The sequence below is a fragment of the Gordonia hirsuta DSM 44140 = NBRC 16056 genome (genome assembly GCF_000333015.1).
Classification (GTDB): domain Bacteria; phylum Actinomycetota; class Actinomycetes; order Mycobacteriales; family Mycobacteriaceae; genus Gordonia; species Gordonia hirsuta.
In genome coordinates, this window is sequence record NZ_BANT01000027.1 from 46,627 (window position 1) to 64,474 (window position 17,848).

The 17,848-nt window shown below is 70.2% G+C and carries 18 protein-coding genes; 7 read left to right on the forward strand and 11 right to left on the reverse strand.

Going from position 1 to position 17,848, the window contains the following annotated elements; all coding sequences use genetic code 11:
- Positions 1-36 precede the first annotated feature (36 nt).
- From GOHSU_RS10485 to GOHSU_RS10495, 3 genes are read right to left on the reverse strand one after another with little or no spacing between them, the layout of a single operon-like run.
- Entirely contained in the window at positions 37-402 is a 366-nt protein-coding gene (locus tag GOHSU_RS10485) for a DUF8021 domain-containing protein (protein WP_005940990.1), read from the reverse strand.
- A complete protein-coding gene (locus GOHSU_RS10490) occupies positions 389-1,285 on the reverse strand; it encodes an SDR family oxidoreductase (protein WP_005940993.1) in 897 nt (298 codons plus the stop codon). The genes GOHSU_RS10485 and GOHSU_RS10490 overlap by 14 nt, the downstream gene beginning before the upstream one ends.
- Complete coding sequence (locus tag GOHSU_RS10495; protein ID WP_005940995.1) at positions 1,282-2,109, reverse strand: SDR family oxidoreductase; 828 nt, start codon at positions 2,107-2,109, stop codon at positions 1,282-1,284. The genes GOHSU_RS10490 and GOHSU_RS10495 overlap by 4 nt, the downstream gene beginning before the upstream one ends.
- A gap of 59 nt (positions 2,110-2,168) precedes the next feature.
- Between GOHSU_RS10495 and GOHSU_RS10500 the strand changes: the two genes are divergently transcribed.
- The 4 genes from GOHSU_RS10500 to GOHSU_RS10515 are packed head-to-tail and all read left to right on the forward strand — an operon-like array spanning position 2,169 to position 5,722.
- Positions 2,169-2,918, forward strand: a complete 750-nt coding sequence (locus GOHSU_RS10500) for an enoyl-CoA hydratase family protein (protein WP_005940996.1) — start codon at positions 2,169-2,171, stop codon at positions 2,916-2,918.
- Position 2,919: 1 nt separating this feature from the next.
- A complete protein-coding gene (locus tag GOHSU_RS10505; protein WP_005940997.1) occupies positions 2,920-3,825 on the forward strand; it encodes a CoA transferase subunit A in 906 nt (301 codons plus the stop codon).
- Positions 3,822-4,604 carry a CoA-transferase subunit beta gene (locus tag GOHSU_RS10510; RefSeq protein WP_005940999.1) on the forward strand — a complete coding sequence of 261 codons (783 nt, stop codon included), beginning with the start codon at positions 3,822-3,824 and terminating at the stop codon, positions 4,602-4,604. The genes GOHSU_RS10505 and GOHSU_RS10510 overlap by 4 nt, the downstream gene beginning before the upstream one ends.
- A complete protein-coding gene (locus GOHSU_RS10515; protein ID WP_005941001.1) occupies positions 4,601-5,722 on the forward strand; it encodes an NAD(P)H-dependent flavin oxidoreductase in 1,122 nt (373 codons plus the stop codon). Before GOHSU_RS10510 ends, GOHSU_RS10515 begins: the two co-directional genes overlap by 4 nt.
- Here the strand turns inward: GOHSU_RS10515 and GOHSU_RS16310 are convergent.
- Positions 5,666-6,163, reverse strand: a complete 498-nt coding sequence (locus GOHSU_RS16310; RefSeq protein WP_005941003.1) for a hypothetical protein — start codon at positions 6,161-6,163, stop codon at positions 5,666-5,668. The two genes, GOHSU_RS10515 and GOHSU_RS16310, sit on opposite strands and share 57 nt — an antisense overlap.
- 89 nt (positions 6,164-6,252) lie before the next feature.
- Here GOHSU_RS16310 and GOHSU_RS10525 point away from each other — a divergent pair, with 89 nt between their 5' ends.
- Positions 6,253-7,413 carry a class I SAM-dependent methyltransferase gene (locus GOHSU_RS10525; protein WP_005941005.1) on the forward strand — a complete coding sequence of 387 codons (1,161 nt, stop codon included), beginning with the start codon at positions 6,253-6,255 and terminating at the stop codon, positions 7,411-7,413.
- On the opposite strand, the gene GOHSU_RS10530 is transcribed toward GOHSU_RS10525, so the two are convergent.
- The 6 genes from GOHSU_RS10530 to GOHSU_RS10555 form a co-directional block, all read right to left on the reverse strand.
- Positions 7,394-8,953: an AMP-binding protein gene (locus GOHSU_RS10530; RefSeq protein WP_005941008.1), complete on the reverse strand. Its 1,560-nt coding sequence runs from the start codon at positions 8,951-8,953 to the stop codon at positions 7,394-7,396. The two genes, GOHSU_RS10525 and GOHSU_RS10530, sit on opposite strands and share 20 nt — an antisense overlap.
- Before the next feature lie 83 nt (positions 8,954-9,036).
- On the reverse strand, positions 9,037-9,630 hold the full coding sequence (locus tag GOHSU_RS10535; protein WP_024332565.1) for a TetR/AcrR family transcriptional regulator: 594 nt from the start codon (positions 9,628-9,630) through the stop codon (positions 9,037-9,039).
- Between the two features lie 266 nt (positions 9,631-9,896).
- On the reverse strand, positions 9,897-11,402 hold the full coding sequence (locus tag GOHSU_RS10540) for an aldehyde dehydrogenase family protein (protein ID WP_005941012.1): 1,506 nt from the start codon (positions 11,400-11,402) through the stop codon (positions 9,897-9,899).
- A 139-nt stretch (positions 11,403-11,541) separates the two neighbouring features.
- On the reverse strand, positions 11,542-12,699 hold the full coding sequence (locus GOHSU_RS10545) for an acetyl-CoA C-acetyltransferase (RefSeq protein WP_005941016.1): 1,158 nt from the start codon (positions 12,697-12,699) through the stop codon (positions 11,542-11,544).
- A 58-nt stretch (positions 12,700-12,757) separates the two neighbouring features.
- Positions 12,758-13,570: an SDR family oxidoreductase gene (locus tag GOHSU_RS10550; RefSeq protein ID WP_005941019.1), complete on the reverse strand. Its 813-nt coding sequence runs from the start codon at positions 13,568-13,570 to the stop codon at positions 12,758-12,760.
- Positions 13,567-14,847 (reverse strand): acyl-CoA dehydrogenase family protein, encoded by a 1,281-nt coding sequence (locus GOHSU_RS10555; protein ID WP_005941022.1) that lies wholly within the window; start codon positions 14,845-14,847, stop codon positions 13,567-13,569. Before GOHSU_RS10555 ends, GOHSU_RS10550 begins: the two co-directional genes overlap by 4 nt.
- A gap of 42 nt (positions 14,848-14,889) precedes the next feature.
- Between GOHSU_RS10555 and GOHSU_RS10560 the strand changes: the two genes are divergently transcribed.
- Entirely contained in the window at positions 14,890-16,443 is a 1,554-nt protein-coding gene (locus GOHSU_RS10560) for a FadD3 family acyl-CoA ligase (RefSeq protein ID WP_005941024.1), read from the forward strand.
- Between the two features lie 66 nt (positions 16,444-16,509).
- A complete protein-coding gene (locus GOHSU_RS10565; RefSeq protein WP_005941027.1) occupies positions 16,510-16,980 on the forward strand; it encodes a DoxX family protein in 471 nt (156 codons plus the stop codon).
- On the opposite strand, the gene mmsB is transcribed toward GOHSU_RS10565, so the two are convergent.
- Positions 16,961-17,848 carry a 3-hydroxyisobutyrate dehydrogenase gene (mmsB, locus tag GOHSU_RS10570; RefSeq protein WP_005941030.1) on the reverse strand — a complete coding sequence of 296 codons (888 nt, stop codon included), beginning with the start codon at positions 17,846-17,848 and terminating at the stop codon, positions 16,961-16,963. The genes GOHSU_RS10565 and mmsB overlap by 20 nt on opposite strands.

Below are 17,848 nucleotides of genomic sequence, written 5' to 3' on the forward strand. Positions count from 1 at the left end.
CAGACGGCGACGACCTCCGGGCCGCCCCTGCGCGATTCACACGCGGCGGGGCGGCCCGAATCGTGCGGTGATGGCGGTGATCGCCCCGGCGTCGTCGACCTGAAAGGTTTCCGAGACCGGCGCGGCCAGCCGCAGGAGCGTCGGTCGCACGTGCACCAGATACCGGGTGTGCACCCGGTCGCCGTCGACGCGGGCGGTGAAATCGCTGACGGCGTGGATCAGCCGGAACTGCGGGCCGCGCGCCAGGCTGGCGGCGATGTGCGCGCCGCTGCGGCCGGTCTTGACACCCAGTTCGTGGCGGATGCAGTCCGGGTGCAGTGGCACCGGCGCCGGATCGTGGGTCACCAGCGCGTCGACGTAGGCCCGCGCGGCGGCGATGGCGGCCTGCTCAGCGGGCGCCATAGGGCTTGACCTGTACCGGTGAACGGTCCAGCAGGTCTGCGACGACGGGCCCCAGCTCGGCCGGGGTCCAGCGCGCCCCCTTGTCCACCGAGGCGGCGCGCTGCCAGCCGTCGAGCACGGTGACCACACCGCCCTCCACCTCGAAGACCCGCCCGGTGACGTCGGCCGAGGCCGGCGAGCCGAGCCACACCACCAGCGGCGAGATGTTCGCCGGGTCCATCGCGTCGAAGGACCCGTCGTCGGGGGCGGCCATCTGCGCGGCCATCACCTCCCCGGCACCCATCGTCATCTGGGTGCGCGCCGCCGGTGCGATCGCATTGACGGTGACCCCGTAGCCGACCAGTTCGCTGGCCGCCTGGATGGTGAGCTGCGCGATCGCCGCCTTGGCCGCGGCGTAGTTGCCCTGCCCGACCGAGCCGAAGATGCCGGCCCCCGAGGAGGTGTTGATCACCCGCGCCTGCCGCGGAGTTCCGGCCTTGGCCTGGGCTCGCCAGTACGCCCCGGCGTGCCGCAGCAACACGAAGTGCCCCTTCAAGTGCACGCGCACCACCGCGTCCCATTCCTCTTCCGACAGGGAGATGAGCATCCGGTCGCGCACGAAGCCGGCATTGTTCACCAGCACGTCCAGTTCGCCGAACTGCTCGATCGCGGTCTGCACGATCTGTTCGCCGGTCGCCCAGTCGGCGACGTCGCCGGGAGCGGCGACCGCCCGTCCCCCGCTCTCGCGGATCTGCTGGGCGACTGCTTCGGCGGCGTCGGCCTGGTAGTCGTTGACCACCACGGCGGCCCCGTCGGCGGCGAAGGCCAGCGCGTGTTCGCGGCCGATGCCCTGTCCGGCGCCGGTCACGATCACGGTGCGTCCGGTGTTTCCTGTATCGCTCACGATGTCTCACTCTTCTGGGTCTGAACCTGCTGGACGTCGTTTCCGGCGTTCGCCGCGTCCAGGAAGGCGGGCTTCTCCCCGCCGCCGTGCACGGTCAGCGTCGAACCGGTGATGTAGGCGGCCAGCGGTGACAGCAGGAACGCCACCGCATGGCCGATATCGGACGGCCGGGCCAGCCGGCCCATCGGGATGGTCGCCCCGACCGCAGCGACCCCGGCCTCGTCGCCGTAGTGCAGGTGGGACGATTCGGTCTGCACCGGTCCGGCGATCACCGAGTTGATGCGCACCTGCGGCGCCCATTCGACCGCCAGCGAACCGGTCAGATTGTCCAGTCCGGCCTTGGCCGCGCCGTAGGCTGCGGTCCCCGGTGACGGCCGGTGGCCGCTCACACTCGAGACGTTGACGATCGCACCGCCGCCGGGCTGACCGGTCATCACCGCATGTGCGGCCCGCGCCACGGTCAGCGGTGCGAGCAGGTTCAGGGCCACGATCTTGGCTGCGAACGAGTCCGAGGCGTCGGCAGTCAGGGCGAACGGTGAGCCGCCGGCATTGTTAACCACCCCGTCCAGTCGGCCGTGCCGATCGACGATGCCGGCGACCAGTTCACCGACCTGCTCCGGATCACGCACATCGCAGGCCACGAACTCGCCGGGAGCGCGCTCCGCCGACGAGGAATCGGGCCCGCGCCGCGCACACACCACCGGTGTGGCGCCCAGCCCGGCCAGCACGGCGGCGATCCCGGCGCCGACGCCGCGGACCCCACCGGTCACCAGAACGATCTTTCCGTCGAGGCCCAGCTGCCCCGGCTGCACCTGCTCGGTCATAGTGCTACCGTAGCAAACAACCAAGCATTTGCTTGGTATAGCGGTCAGGAGTTCACACAATGCCGATCAGCACCACCCGCACCGGCGACGGAATCGTCGTGGTCACCGCCGACTACCCACCGGTGAACGCGCTACCGAGCGCCGCCTGGTTCACCCTCGCCGAAACGGTGCTGGCCGCCGGCGACGACCCGCAGACCCGCGTGGTGATCCTGGCGGCCCAGGGCCGCGGCTTCAACGCCGGCGTGGACATCAAGGAGATGCAGTCCACCGAGGGCTTCGAGGCGCTCATCGGCGCCAACCAGGGCTGCGCCGCAGCGTTCTCGGCCGTCTACGACTGCGCCGTCCCGGTGATCGCGGCAGTGCACGGCTTCTGCGTCGGCGGCGGCATCGGCCTCGTCGGCAACGCCGATGTGATCGTGGCCGCCGAGGGCACCGTCTTCGGCCTGCCCGAGGTGGACCGCGGCGCCCTCGGTGCCGCCACCCACCTGGCCCGGCTGGTGCCGGCGCACCTGATGCGAGCCCTGTACTTCACCGCCCGCAACATCACCGCCGAAGAGCTCGAACGCTTCGGCTCGGTATACCGCGTCGTGCCGCAGCAGGATCTGCTCGATGCGGCGCTGGAGGTCGCCGGCGAGATCGCCGCCAAAGACACCCGCGTCATCCGGGCGGCCAAAGCCGCGATCAACAACATCGACCCGGTCGACGTGAAGAAGAGCTACCTGCTCGAACAGCGGTACACCTACGAACTGAATCTGGCCGGCGTCGCCGACGAGCACCGCGACGCCTTTGTGGAGAAGGGAGCACGCTGACATGACCCACGGCAGCGGGCCGCGAGACAAGACGAGCACCCTGGATCAGGTGGTCGCCGAGATCGAAGACGGCATGACGATCGGCATCGGCGGCTGGGGCGGACGGCGCAAGCCGATGGCCCTGGTGCGGGCACTGGCCCGCTCGGACGTGAAAGACCTGACGGTGGTCACCTACGGCGGGGCCGACCTGGGCCTGCTGTGCGCCGCCGGCAAGGTCCGTCGCGCCTACTACGGTTTCGTCTCCCTGGATTCGGCGCCCTTCTACGATCCGTGGTTCGCCCAGGCCCGCCTCGCCGGCGCCATCGAATCGCGGGAGATGGACGAGGGCATGATCAAGGCCGGACTGGAGGCGGCCGCCGCGCGGCTGCCGTTCCTGCCGATCCGTGCCGGGCTGGGCTCGTCGGTGCCCGACTTCTGGGAGGGCGAGCTCAAGACCGTCGTCTCCCCCTATCCCGATGCGGACGGACGCACTCAGACGCTGATCGCCATGCCGGCGCTGACCCTGGATGCGGCCCTGGTGCACCTGGATCTGGCCGACCGGCACGGCAACGCCGCCTACACCGGCGTCGACCCCTACTTCGACGACCTGTACCTGGCCGCCGCGCAGCGCCGCTACGTCGAGACCGACCGGCTGGTGCCGACCGAAGACCTGGTCGACGCCGTCGTACCGCAGCGCCTGGTCGTGAGCCGGATGCACGTCGACCGCGTCATCGAGACCCCCAACGGCGCGCACTTCACCTTCGCCGGGGAGTACCCGCGCGACGATGCCTTCCAGAAGTTCTATGTCGAATCGGCCGGCGACGAGGAGAAGTGGGCGGCCTTCCGCACCCGCTTCCTGGACGTCGACGAACCGACCTATCAGGCCGAGGTGGCCACGTGGCACGCCGAACAGGAGGACCCGAAGTGACTTCGACCGACACCACCGCCGCGGTGACCGGCACCGGAGCGACCCGCGCCGAATACTGCGTGGCGGCCTGCGCCGACATCTTCACCGGGGCCGGGGAGATCATGGCCTCCCCGATGGCGCCCGTCCCGCTGCTGGGCGCCCGCCTAGCGCGGCTGACCACCGAACCGGATCTGCTCATCACCGACGGCGAGGCGCTGATCCTGGCCGACACCCCGGCGATCGGTCGGACCGGCGCCATCGAGGGCTGGTTGCCGTTCCGGAAGGTCTTCGACACCCTGGCCAGCGGCCGCCGCCACGTGGTGATGGGCGCCAACCAGATCGACCGGCACGGCAACCAGAACCTGTCGGCGTTCGGGCCGCTGCAGCACCCGACCCGGCAGATGTTCGGGGTGCGCGGTGCGCCCGGGAACACGATCAACCACGCCACCAGCTACTGGGTGCCCCGGCACAGCAGCCGGGTCTTCGGCCAGAGCGTCGACATCGTCTGCGGCGTCGGCTTCGACAAGGTCGATCCGGACAATCCCGCGTTCGACGATGTGCACATCCACCGCGTCGTCACCGATCTGGGCGTCTTCGACTTCGGCGGTCCCGACCACACCATGCGCGCGCTGTCGCTGCACCCGGGGGTCACCGCCGAACAGGTCGCCGAGAACACCGGTTTCCCGATCGCCGATCTGGAATCGGCCCCGCAGACGCCCGCGCCCACCGCGCAGCAGCTGCAGCTGATCCGGGAGGTCCTCGATCCCACGGGCGTCCGCGACCGGGAGGTCCGCTCGTGAGGGCCGCCCCGATCGCCACCCGGTTCACCGAACTGGTCGGCGTCGACTACCCGATCGTGCAGACCGGGATGGGCTGGGTGTCCGGGCCGTCGCTGACCGCGGCGACCGCGAACGCCGGCGGGCTGGGCATCCTGGCCTCGGCGACGATGACCTTCGCCGAACTCGAGGCGGCGATCGCCAAGACCAAATCGCTCACCGACCGCCCGTTCGGGGTCAATCTGCGCGCCGACGCCACCGATGCCGCCGAGCGCGTGGACCTGATGATCCGCGAGGGCGTCAAGGTCGCCTCCTTCGCGCTGGCCCCCCGTCCCGAGCTGATCGACAAGCTCAAAAGCGCCGGATCGGTGGTGATCCCCTCGATCGGGGCGGCCAAACACGCGGTCAAGGTGGCCTCCTGGGGCGCCGACGCGGTGATCGTGCAGGGCGGCGAGGGCGGCGGGCACACCGGACCGGTGGCGACCTCGCTGCTGCTGCCGTCGGTGATCGATGCGCTCGGCGGCGCCGACGGACCCACCTCGATCCCGGTGGTCGCTGCCGGCGGCTTCTTCGACGGCCGCGGTCTGGTGGCGGCCCTGGCCTACGGCGCCGAGGGCATCGCGATGGGCACCCGCTTCCTGCTGACCTCGGATTCGGCGGTGCCCGACAGCGTCAAGCAGGAGTATCTGCAGCGCGGGCTGGCCGACACCGTGGTCTCGACCAAGGTGGACGGCATGCCACACCGGGTGCTGCGCACCGAGCTGGTCGCGGCGCTGGAGAGCGGCTCGCGGGCCAAGGCGCTGGCGGCTGCGGCCCGCAACGCCAACGAGTTCAAGCAGATGACCGGTATGCGCTGGACCACCCTGCTGCGCGACGGCCGCTCTATGAAGAAGTCGGGCGAACGCACCTGGCAGCAGATCATCATGGCCGGTAACACCCCGATGCTGCTGCGGGCCGGCCTGGTCGACGGCAACACCGAGGCCGGCGTGCTGGCGTCGGGTCAGGTGGTCGGCATGATCGACGATCTGCCCAGCTGCCAGGAGCTGATCCAGTCGGTGATGACTCAGGCGCACGCGCGCCTGCGCTCACTCGCTGTCGCGGACTCCGGGACTGTTGCGGACCAGACCGCCGTCACAGAATGAGTTGACGATCGCCCACGAGCGGTCGTTCTCCCGCAACTGCTTCTTGTTCAGGCGGCGTCCCAGTTCGACGGTGACCTCCTTCTGCTCGTCCGGGGTGAGCTTGCGGTAGTCGCTGCACGTCATGGTCCAGGCCCGGGCGGCCAGTCCGCTGCCGGCCGGTTCGGGAGCGGACGACGACGAACCCGGCGACGGAGCCGGCGACACCTGCGCAGCCGAGGATGGCGAGGAGGAGGCTGACGCCGACGGCGAGCCCGACGACGATCCTGACGCCGCGCTGCCCGGGGCCGGGGCGCCGGCCGTCGACGAGGCTGCCGGGCCGCCCGATCCTTCGGCGCGGGTGGCATCTCCGTCGACGGTGCAGCCGCCGACCGCCACCAGTGCGGCCAGCGCCCCTGCCGCCGCCGCCCCTCGCAGGATCGAACGCTGTCGCCGCTGGGTCATATCTGCTTCCCTCCTCATCGCCGCCGTCGATGATCAACCCACCTTGCCGTGCGCGAACGCACCGCGCAAACACAGTAGTGTCGGCTGCTGTGGACTTCACCGCGCTGCGCCGCTCTCCGGATATCGACGGACCGGACCTGGTCGCCGTCGATGCCGCCGACCGGCTCCTGCTCGACGAGTCCGCCGGGGCGCTGCGCGCCGCCCCGGCCGGGACGGTGGTGGTGATCGACGACGCCTACGGCGCCCTGACGCTGGGTGCGGCCGCGCTGGGGGCGCGCGACATCCGGGTGCATCAGGATCTGCTGACCGGGCGGCGGGCCCTGGCCGCCAACAGCCGGCGACTGACCGCCGACCGCCCGCTCCCGGACTTCCGCTCGTGCGACTTCGATCCGGACCTGGTGTCCGGGGCGCGCACGGTACTGCTGCGGCTGCCACGGTCGCTGGACCGGCTGGCCGAAACCGCCGCCCTGATCGCCGCCCACGCCGATCCGGCGGTGCAGGTGTTCGCCGGCGGCCGGATCAAACACATGACTGCGCGGATGAACGAAGTGTTGCGCACCGTCTTCGACCGCGTCGACGTGACCCATGCCCGCCAGAAGTCGCGGGTCCTCATCGCCAGCGGCCCGCGCCCGGCCGATGCCGCCGCCGCACTGGCGCGCTGGCCGCACTCCACGATGCTGGCCGACTACGACCTGACGCTGATGGCCCACGGCGGCGTCTTCGCCGGTGCCTCCCTGGACATCGGCACCCGGCTGCTGCTCGAGCAGCTCCACGCCCTGCCGGACACGGCCACCGCCGTCGACCTGGCCTGCGGTTCCGGTGTGGTCGCCGCGGCACTGGCCGCCCGGCGGCCGCATCTGAGGGTCGTGGCCACCGACCGCTCGGCGCTCGCTGTGGCCTCGGCGCGGGCGACCGCGGCGGCCAACGGGCTGGACGACCGGATCGAGGTGGTCGCGGCCGACGGGCTGGAGGACCTGGCCGACCGGTCGCAGGAACTGATCCTGCTCAATCCGCCGTTCCACAGCGATGCGGCGCTGACGGCCGGTATCGCCCGGCATCTGTTCGCCGAGGCCGCCCGGACCCTGGCCCCGGGCGGCCGGTTGTGGTGCGTATGGAACTCACACCTGCGTTACCGGCCGGTGCTGACCCGGATCGTCGGTCCGACCCGCCAGCTCGCGCGCAACCACAAGTTCACCGTCACCGAATCCACCGTCCCCGACACCGGCGCCGCTACTGCTGACGAAGCTTGAACCGCTGGATCTTCCCGCTGGGGGTCTTGGGCAGCTCGTCCACCCAGTGCACGGTCCGCGGATACGCGTGGGCGGCGAACCCGGTCTTGACCAGCTGCTGCAGTTCGGCCTCGAGCTCATCGGTTCCGGCGACCCCGTCGGCCAGCACGCAGAAGGCCTCCAGGACCTCGCCGCGCAACTGGTCGGGGCGGCCGACCACGGCGACGTCGAGCACCGAGGGATGGGTGATCAGGACGCTCTCCACATCGAACGGGCCGATCCGGTATCCGGCCATGATGATCACGTCGTCGTCGCGGGCGGTGAAGAAGAACCTGCCGTCTTCCTCGCGGCCGGCATCGCCGGTCAGATACCACCCGCTGCGGTCGGGACCGGTGAACCGCGAGGCCGTCTTCTCCGGGGCGTCGAGGTAACCGGTGAACCACATCAGGGGGCTGGCCGCGGTGTCGATCGCGATCTCGCCCGCCTCGATCCCGCAGCGAAAGCCGGGCATCGCGTAGCCCATCGAACCGGGGACCACCGGCCGGCGCAGGACGTCGTTCCAGTGATTGTTGATGAACATGCCGTGTTCGGTCTGGCCGTAATGGTCACGCACCTCGCAGCCCAGCGCGGACTTGGCCCACTCGACCACGTCCGGGGTCAGCGGCTCACCGGCCGAGGACGCCCGGCGCAGCTGGAAGCCGGTGAAGGACGGATTGTTGGAGAGGCTGCGGTAGACCGTCGGTGCGGCGGCCAGATTGGTCACGCCGAAACGGGTGAGGATCTCGGCCATCGCCTCCGGGGAGAAGCCGGCGTTGAGCAGCAGATTGCGCCGGCCGGTGGCCAGCGGTCCGAGGATCCCGTAATAGAGGCCGTACGCCCAGCCCGGGTCGGCCGCATTCCAGAAGACGTCGTCGGCGGCCACATCCAGCCCGTACTCGAAGTAGGCATGAAACGAGGCCAGCGCGCGCACCGGGACCGGGACGCCCTTGGGGCTGCCGGTGGTGCCGCTGGTGAACAGCAGCACCAGCGGGCCGTCGCCGCCGACGGCGACCGACTGCGGCAGCGGCTCACTGTCGGCGATCAGGCCGTCGAACTGCGGGCCGGCCACGATCACCTCGACCCCGTCGAGGTCCTCGACCTTGCCGACCTGGCTCGGTTCGGTGATCACCAGCTTCGCCGAGGCGCCGCGCAACCGCATCTCGATGGCCGGAGTGGCGAAGGCGGTGAACAGCGGGATGTAGACCGCCCCCAAGCGCGCCAGGGCCAGCAGCGAGACCACCAGCTCCGAGCGTTTACCCATCAGCACACCGACCGCATCGCCGCGGCCGACACCGCGGCTCGCCAGTGCGGTGGCCAGCCGGCGAGAGTCCTCGGCCAGCTGCCCGAAGGTGATGTCCGTGGCCGTCAGCCCACCCTCGGATTCGGCGTCGATCTGGGTGAAGGCGATCTGATCCGGGTCGTGCCGATCCACCAGCAGGTGAGCGGCGTCGGCGTCCTCGGCGCCGTAGACCTCCAGCCATCGTCGCACCTGCACTGCCGTGTCCTGGGGCACTTCACTCATGTGCCCAGTATGCGCCGCCGCCTCGCCGGTGTCCGGCGAACCGCGAAATTCAGTAAGTGATGATTAACCGAAGCCGATTCCGGTCACCTCGGGACGATGCCGTCCAGCACCACGGCCAGATACTGGCCGGCGACCACCTCGACCGGCTTCTCCCCGCCCGGCCGGTACCACCGCACCGCCACCCAGACGGTGTCGCGCAGGAACCGGTACACCAGATCCACATCCAGGTCGGCCCGGAACTCGCCGTCGTCGACCCCGCGCCGCAGTACCGACTCCCAGAGCTGATGGAATTCGGTGTTGCGTTCCCCGATGTAGGCGAAACGTTCCTGACCGGCCAGTTGCCGGGCCTCGTTCTGGTAGATCGCGACGGCGGTGTGGTGGGCATCGATGGACTCGAAGGAGACGATCACCAGTTGCCGCAGCGTCTCGGTGGCACTGAGCCCGGAGGCGACGATCTCCCGGTAGCGGGCGAACAGCGCGTCGAGGAAGCCACGCAGCAACTCGTCGACCATCGACTCCTTGGAGTCGAAGTGGTGGTACAGACTGCCCGAGAGGATCCCGGCGGTGTCGGCGATATCGCGCACCGTCGTGGCCCGCAGGCCCCGCGCGGCGAACAGCTCTCCGGCGATTCCGAGCAACTCGTCCCGGCGCGTTACTCCTGCGGCCCTGGTTGCCACGTGCAGCCTCCCTCGTTCCGGTTCCCCCACCCTAGCAACTGCTTGGTTCCGGCCCGGGCGCGTGGGCAAGTCGCGACTCACCCCGGCAGGTCGCGGTCCGCCCGCGGCGGCGACATGCCGACATGGGCCGCGACACCGCAGCGCCGACCGGAATCGCCGCCCTCAGCGGCCGGTCTGCGGCCGCAGGCTAGACAGCACGGTGCCCCGGTGATCAGATCACCGGGGCACCGTGACAGCGGTCCGAATCCGCCGAGCAGACCGGCAGGTCAGCGAGCGGACTTGCGCGAGGCGCGTCCGTTCAGGAACTTCCACATCTTCATCTGCATGTTGGTCATCCGGACATCGCTCTTGGTGAACGGCGCCGACACCAGTTCGGCGAACTTGATCGGCATGCTCGAGACGGTGACCGCCCGCGCGTGGCTGAAGGTCTCGAAGCCGTATCGACCGTGGTAGTTGCCCATGCCGGAGCGGCCGACGCCGCCGAACGGCAGTCCGCCCGACAGCAGGTGCAGAGCGAAGTCGTTGCCACTGATCGAGCCGCTGCGGGTGTGCTCGGCGACGAACTCCAGGCGCTCGTTGTCCTTCCCGACCCAGTACAGGGTCAGCGGGTGGCCGGCGGAGTTGATCTTGTCGATCGCTTCGGACTGGTTGCGGTACGGGTAGACCGTGAGCACCGGGCCGAAGACCTCGTCCTCTTCGATCTTCATTCCGGCCTTGACCCCGGTCAGCAGGGTCGGCGGGATCTTACGCTCGGCGGCATTCGGCAGCGTCTCACCGGCCGGGATGACCTGGTGCTTGGTGGCGCCCAGGCTCACGGCATCGTCGATCAGGCCGACGATGCGCGTGTAGTTCTTCTCGTTGATCGTCGAGGTGTACTGCCCGTTGTCGACGATCGTCGGGAAGTTCTTGGTCCAGCGCGCCATCACCTTGTCGGTGAACTCGCCGACCTTGCTCTCGGGCACGAAGACGTAGTCCGGGCACAGGCAGACCTGACCGCCGTTGATCATCCGGGCATCGGCCAGGAAGTTGGCGGCCTCGGTGATGTCGGTGTCCAGGTCGACGATGGCCGGGTTCTTGCCGCCCAGCTCCAGGGTGACCGGCACCAGGTTCTTGGCCGCCTCCTGGGCGACCGAGGAGCCGACCTCGGGCGAGCCGGTGAAGAACATGTGGTCCACCGGAAGCTTGGCGAACTCGGCGCCGCCGCCGTGCGCGGAGGTGACCACGGCGAGCTCTTCGATGCTGAAGTAGTCCGGGGCCAGGCGGGCGATCACCTCGGTGGTGCGGCGGGTGACCGACGACGGACGCATCAGGACGCGGTTACCGGCGGCGAAGGCCGAACCGGCCGGGACAAAGGTCAGCTGCAGCGGGAAGTTCCACGGGCCCATGATGCCGACCACACCGAGCGGATCGTGGCGCAGGCGCTGCTTGAAGCCCAGCAGTCCCTGAATCTTCGAGACGTTGGTGGTCTTCATCCACTCGGCGGCGTGGCGACGCTGGTGGGTCAGGTCGATCAGGCAGCCGGCCACGTCGGTGGCGACCGACAGTTCCCGCGGACGGGTACCGAAGTCGGCGGCCAGCGCCTCGCTGATGGCGTCCTCGTTGTCCAGCAGAAGCTGGCCGAGGCGGTTGATCCGGTCGATCCGGGTCTTGGCGTCCGGAATGCCGTCGCGCAGGAACGCCGCCTTCTGAATCTCGAGCAGCTCGCTCAGGGAATGCGATTCGGACGAGACCTTGTCTCCCGCACGCACACTCACCTCTGCCGGCTTGGTCATGATGTTCCTCCACTCAGGTCGGTCAATTCAGCCCATGAGACGAAATCTAGGGATCGTGTCAATACTACGCGAGTCCGTGTCCCGTGTCACAGGCCGCATCCTCGGTGACTGTACCCCTGAGCGCGAACAGGCGGCAGCCTCAGCCCAGTCGTTCGATGATGGTCACATTGGCGGTGCCGCCGCCCTCGCACATGGTCTGCAGTCCGTAGCGGCCGCCGGTGCGCTCGAGTTCGTTGAGCAGAGTGGCGAAGAGTTTGGCGCCGGTGGCCCCCAGCGGATGCCCCAGTGCGATGCCGCCGCCGTTAGGGTTGACCGTCGCCGGATCGGCGCCGGTCTCCTTGAGCCAGGCCAGCACCACCGGGGCGAAGGCCTCGTTGATCTCGACGACGTCGATGTCGTCGATCGTCATCCCGGCCTTGTCGAGGGCGTACGCGGTGGCCGGGATCGGCGCCGAGAGCATCATCACCGGGTCGTCGCCGCGCACGCTCATGTGATGGATACGCGCCCGCGGGGTGAGGCCGTAGCGCTCGAGGGCGTCCTGCGAGACCACCAGGGTCGCCGAGGCGCCGTCGCAGATCTGCGAGGCCATCGCCGCGGTCAGCTCCGAGCCCTCCAGCAGCACGTCGAGCGAGGCCATCTTCTCCAGACTGGTCTGACGCGGGGTCTCGTCGACCACGCAGTCGCCGAGCGGGACGTATTCGTTGTCGAAGCGGCCGGCGGCGATGGCGGCGCGGGCTCGCTCGTGACTGCCCAGCGCCCACTCCTCCATCTCCGAGCGGCCGATGCCCCAGCGTTTGGCCATCATGTCGGCGCCGACGAACTGGCTCACCTGCGCATCGCCGAAACGTGCCTGCCAGCCGGCCGACTCGGCGAACGGCGTGGTGAACCCGAACTCCTGTCCGGCGATCATGGCCTGGCTGATCGGGATGGCGCTCATGTTCTGGACGCCGCCGGCGAGCACCACGTCCTGTGTGCCGCTCATCACCGCCTGCGCGGCGAAGTGGATGGCCTGCTGGCTGGAGCCGCACTGGCGGTCGACGGTGGTGCCCGGCACGCCCAGCGGCATACCGGCGGCCAGCCAGGCCGTCCGCGCGATGTTGCCGGCCTGCGGGCCGATGGTGTCGACGCAGCCGAAGATCACGTCGTCGACCACCTCCGGGTCGATGCCGGTGCGCTCGACGATCGCCGAGATGACGTGCGCACCCAGATCGGCCGGGTGCACCTTGGCCAGGGAGCCGTTGCGCTTGCCGACCGGGGTGCGGACGGCGTCGACGATGTAGGCCTGAGGGCTGGACATGAGAGATCTCCTGGGCAGTAGCGGTGCGCCGCCGCCGGGGCGGGGCGCCGGGGTCGGTTCAGGCGCGCTGACTGGAGATGGAGACCACCTCGCCGGTCAGGTACGTCGTGTAGTCCGAGGCCAGCATGGCGATCGTCGCGGCGATCTCCCACACCTCGGCGGCCCGGCCGTAGGCCTCCCGGGCGGCGAGCGAGTCGAGCAGCTCGTCGCTGGTGACCTTGGCCAGGAAGGGGTGGCGGGCGATCGACGGGGCGACGGCGTTGATCCGCACCCCGTAGTCGGCGGCCTCCACGGCCGAACAGCGGGTCAGGGCCATCACTCCGGCCTTGGCCGCGGCATAGTGCGCCTGCCCGCGCTGGGCCCGCCAGCCCAGCACCGAGGCGTTGTTGACGATGACCCCGCCGGCACCGGACTCGCGGTAGTAGCGCAGCGCCGCGCGGGTGGCGCGGAAGGTGCTGTTCAACGTGATGTCCAGGACGCGGTCCCACTGCTCATCGGTCATCTCGGCCACCGGGGTCTCCCCGCCCAGGCCCGCATTGTTGACCAGCACGTCGATGCGGCCCAGCTGCTGGGCGGCTCCGGCGATCAGATCGTCGACCTGCGCGGTGCTGGAGACGTCACAGACCTGCGCATGGATCGCCCGGTCGGGGAACTGCGCGGTCAGGGTCGCCACCGTCTCGTCCAGGCGTCGTTCGTGGAAGTCCGAGACCAGCACGTCGGCGCCTTCCAGGAGCAGCCGGCGGGCCGTGGCGAAACCGATGCCGGTGCCGGCGGCCGCGGTGACCACGGCCTTCTTGCCGGCCAGCAGATCGTGTCCGGCGATCTCGGTGGGCGGGGTGGCCAGGGGCGAGACGGGACGGTCGGCGCTCATGGGCGGGCCTCTCGGGGCAGGCCGAGCACGCGCTCGGCGATGATGTTGCGCTGCACCTCGTTGGATCCCCCGTAGATGGTGTCGGCGCGGGTGAACAGCAGCAGCCGCTGCCAGTCGTCGAGTTCGACGTGGTCGGGGTCGGCCAGGTCGTTGGCCCGCCCCTCGGAGGTGTGCGAGGGGCCCAGCAGGATCGGCGCGCCGACCACATCGGCGGCCAGTTGCCCCAGATCGCGATGCCAGCCGGCCCACAGGAGTTTGGCCACCGAGGCCGCGCCGGCCGCTGAGACGATGTCCCCGGCCAGGGTGCGGCGTGCGTTGGCCTCCATCACCATCAGCCCGATGCGGGCCCGGCGCAGTCGGGCGGCGATCTCCGGATCGTCGGCGGCACCGTTGCTCTTGGCCACGGCGATCAGGTCGTCGAGTTCCCGGGCGAAGCCCACCTGCTGGCCGAGGGTGGAGACGCCGCGCTCGAACTGCAGCAGCCCCATCGCGACCGTCCAGCCGTCCCCGGGCGACCCCACGATCAGTTCGGCCTCGGTGGTCGCGTCGTCGAAGAAGACCTCGTTGAACTCGCTGGTGCCGGTGATCTGCTGGATCGGCCGGATGGTGACGCCCGGCTGATCCAGCGGCACCAGCAGAAAGCTCAGCCCCCGGTGCCGGGTGGACTGCGGATCGGTGCGGGCGATCACGAAGGCCCACTGCGACAGGTGCGCCAGCGAGGTCCAGATCTTCTGCCCGTTGATCACCCAGCGGCCGGCATCGGCATCGAGCACGGCGGTGGTGCGCACCGCCGCCAGATCACTGCCGGCACCGGGTTCGGAATATCCCTGCGCCCACAGCTCGGTGACGTCGACGATGCCCGGCAGGAAGCGCTCGCACTGCGCTGCGGTGCCGTACTCGATCAGCGTGGGCCCCAGCAGTTCCTCGCCCAGATGATTCACCCGCGCCGGAGCGTTGGCGCGCGCATACTCCTGATGGAAGATGATCCGCTGCGCAAGAGTGGCGCCGCGCCCACCGTGGGCGACCGGCCAGCCCAGACACGTCCAGCCGGCGGCGGCCAGGTGGCGGTCCCACTCCAGCCGCTCGGCGAAGAACTCGTGCTCGCTGCCGGGACCGCCCCGACCCCGCAGCTGCGCGAAACGTCCGGTCAGGTTCTCGGCCAGCCAGCGACGCACGGCGGCGGCGAAGACGGCATCGGCATCGGGGGTGGCCGCAGCCCATTCACCGAGGTCGAGGTGTCGATCGGCCAGCTCCACGCCGGCGTTTCCGGGGGTCATACCCGCTAGCCTAACCTACCAAGCACTTGCTAGGTTTTAGATATGTCGCCGACCCCCTCGACCACCCCGGCCGCCCTGCACCGAGCCCGCGAGCGCTGGCCCGACGCCCCGGCGATCCGCGATCACCAGTGGGACCGGCCGGTCGATCTGAGCTGGAGCGAGCTGGCCGAACTGGCCGAGACCTTCGCCGGCGCCCTGGTGGAACTGGGCGTCGAGCCCGGTGACCGGGTGGCCGTCTGGGCGCCCAACAGCTGGCACTGGCCGGTCGCCGCACTGGGCACCCACTGCGCCGGCGCGGTGCTGGTCCCGCTCAACACCCGGTACACGGTCACCGAGGCCCGCGACATCGTCGACCGTTCCGGGGCACTGGTGGTGGTCGCCGCCGGTGAATTCGCCGGTGTCGACCGGCTCGCCGAGGTGCTGGCCTCCCCCCTCGCCGACCACCGGACCGTGATCGGGATCCCGCTGGTCACGGACCTGCCCGCCGCAGGCAGCGCCGTCGATCTGCTCGGCTGGGACGCCTTTCTGGCCGCAGCCACTCCGGCGAGCATCGCGATCGGACGGTCCCGCGCCGCGGCCGTGGCCCCCGACGATCTCAGCGACATCCTGTTCACCTCGGGGACCACCGGTGCCCCCAAGGGCGTGCTGGCCGAACACCGGCAGACCGTCGCCGGCGCCCACGCCTGGGGAGCCAACGGCGGCCTGGGACCCGGCGATCGCTATCTGATGGTCAACCCGTTCTTCCACACCTTCGGCTACAAGGCCGGCATCCTGCCCGCGGTCCTGTTCGGTACGACGATGCATCCGCTGGCCGTCTATTCCCCGGCCCGCGCCCGCGAGCTGGTGGCCGCCGAGCGCATCACCGTCTTTCCCGGCGCCCCGACGATCTTCCAGACCATCCTGGACGATCCGGACCGCACCCCCGGCGATCTGGACAGCCTGCGCCTGATCGTCACCGGCGCGACCATCGTGCCGGTGGTGCTGATCGAGCGACTGCAGCAGCTCGGCGTGGACACCGTGATCACCGCCTACGGGCAGACCGAGACCAGCGGCTTCATCACCACCTGCACCGCCGGCGACGATGCGCTCACCGTCGCCACCACCTGCGGGCGACCCTATCCGGGCATGCAGGTGCGCCTGGGCCGCAACGACGAGGTGCTCGCGCGCGGCGCGATGGTGATGCGCGGCTACCTCAACGACCCGGAGGCCACGGCCGCAGCCGTCGACGCCGACGGCTGGCTGCACACCGGCGACATCGGGCGGCTGGACGAGCACGGGAACCTGTCGATCACCGACCGGCTCAAGGACATGTACATCTGCGGCGGCTTCAACGTCTACCCCGCCGAGGTGGAACAGACCCTCGTCCGGGTCCCCGGCATCACCGAGGCCGCGGTGATCGGGGTCCCCGACGAGCGGCTGGGCGAGGTGGGCAAGGCCTATCTGACCCGGCGTCCCGATGCGGTGGTGACCGTCGAGGAGGTCCTGGAATACGCGGCCGCCCACCTGGCGAACTTCAAGGTCCCGCGGACGGTGGAGTTCGTCGACGACTTCCCGCGCAACGCCTCCGGCAAGATCCTCAAGAGGGATCTGAGCTGACCGGCGTTCAGTGACGCTGCCCACAGAGGGTGTCGCCCGGCGCCGTCGAGCCGTAAGTATTAGGCAATGCTTACCTATCTAGATCGTGCGGCGCCGTGGGCTCTGGGCATCTTCCGGATCGTTCTGGGCTTCCTGTTCTTCAGCCACGGCGTCTCGACGCTCTTCGGCTGGTTCACCGGGCCCTACGGCGGTGCGGCCGCCGAGTTCGGGGCGTGGCCGAGCTGGTGGGCCGGTGCCATCGAGTTCGTCGCCGGCGCGCTGATCATGCTCGGGGCCGGCACCCGCAGCGCCGCCTTCCTCGGGTCGGGCGCCATGGCCGTCGCCTACTTCTGGATGCACCAGGACCAGGGCCTGCTGCCGATCCAGAACGGCGGCGAGTCGGCCGCCCTGTTCTGCTGGGCGCTGCTGCTGCTGGTCTTCCTCGGTCCCGGCCGGCCGGCGCTGTCCTCGGTGTCCTCGCGCGCCGTGGCCGCCGAGGACCCCGTCGGCACCGGCCGCCGGGAGTCCGTCGATCCGGTCAGCGCAACGTGTCGATGATGGCTGAGAAGTCCAGGTCTCCGTGGTCGGCGGCGAACCGACCGTAGAGGTCGGCAGCGTGGGAGCCCAGCGGCGCCTGCGCCCCGGTGGAGCCGACCGCGTCCATCGCCAGCCCCAGGTCCTTGTTCATCAGTGCGGTGGCGAAGCCGGGGGCGAAGGCGTTGTTGGCCGGGGATGCCGGCGCCGGCCCGGGCACCGGGCAGTTGGTCTCCAGCGCCCAGCAGTTCCCGGTGGCGCCGGTGACGACGTCGTAGAGCGCCTGCGCCGACAGACCCAGCTTCTCGGCGAGGACGAAGGCCTCCCCGACGGCGATCTGCTGCACCGCCAGCAGCATGTTGTTGCACACCTTGGCGGCCTGGCCGGCACCGGTATCACCGCAGTGGATCACCTTGCCGGCCATCGGCTCGAGCACCTGGCTGGCCTGAGCGAAGGCCTGCTCGGAGCCGCCGACCATAAATGCCAGGGTGCCGGCGGTGGCCCCCTTGACGCCGCCGGAGACCGGGGCGTCGACCTGACCGAACCCGGCCCGTTCGGCCTGCTCGTGCACCGCGCGGGCGTCGTCGACCGAGATCGTCGAACTGTCGATCAGCAGCGCCCCGGCCGCGGCGGCCGGCAGCACCTGGTCGTACACCGCCCGTACGATCGCGCCGGACGGCAGCATGGTGATGATCACCCCCGCCCCCTCGACGGCCTCGGCGACCGAGTCGAAGGCCGCGCAGCCGTGCTGCGTCGCGGTCTCGCGGGCGCCGGGCACCGGGTCGAAGCCGCGCACGGTGTGCCCGGCGCGCACCAGGTTCGCGGCCATCGGGCCGCCCATATTGCCCAGGCCGAGGAAGGCGATGGTCGTCGGCGATGTCGCGGTGCTCAC

Bases quoted from the DNA above. Each gene is read 5' to 3' on its own strand.
- GOHSU_RS10485 (WP_005940990.1), bottom strand. From the start codon at position 402: ATGGCGCCCGCTGAGCAGGCCGCCATCGCCGCCGCGCGGGCCTACGTC.
- GOHSU_RS10495 (WP_005940995.1), bottom strand. From the start codon at position 2,109: ATGACCGAGCAGGTGCAGCCGGGGCAGCTGGGCCTCGACGGAAAGATC.
- GOHSU_RS10500 (WP_005940996.1), top strand. From the start codon at position 2,169: ATGCCGATCAGCACCACCCGCACCGGCGACGGAATCGTCGTGGTCACC.
- GOHSU_RS10505 (WP_005940997.1), top strand. From the start codon at position 2,920: ATGACCCACGGCAGCGGGCCGCGAGACAAGACGAGCACCCTGGATCAG.
- GOHSU_RS16310 (WP_005941003.1), bottom strand. From the start codon at position 6,163: ATGACCCAGCGGCGACAGCGTTCGATCCTGCGAGGGGCGGCGGCGGCA.
- GOHSU_RS10530 (WP_005941008.1), bottom strand. From the start codon at position 8,953: ATGAGTGAAGTGCCCCAGGACACGGCAGTGCAGGTGCGACGATGGCTG.
- GOHSU_RS10540 (WP_005941012.1), bottom strand. From the start codon at position 11,402: ATGACCAAGCCGGCAGAGGTGAGTGTGCGTGCGGGAGACAAGGTCTCG.
- GOHSU_RS10545 (WP_005941016.1), bottom strand. From the start codon at position 12,699: ATGTCCAGCCCTCAGGCCTACATCGTCGACGCCGTCCGCACCCCGGTC.
- GOHSU_RS10550 (WP_005941019.1), bottom strand. From the start codon at position 13,570: ATGAGCGCCGACCGTCCCGTCTCGCCCCTGGCCACCCCGCCCACCGAG.
- GOHSU_RS10555 (WP_005941022.1), bottom strand. From the start codon at position 14,847: ATGACCCCCGGAAACGCCGGCGTGGAGCTGGCCGATCGACACCTCGAC.
- GOHSU_RS10560 (WP_005941024.1), top strand. From the start codon at position 14,890: ATGTCGCCGACCCCCTCGACCACCCCGGCCGCCCTGCACCGAGCCCGC.
- GOHSU_RS10565 (WP_005941027.1), top strand. From the start codon at position 16,510: ATGCTTACCTATCTAGATCGTGCGGCGCCGTGGGCTCTGGGCATCTTC.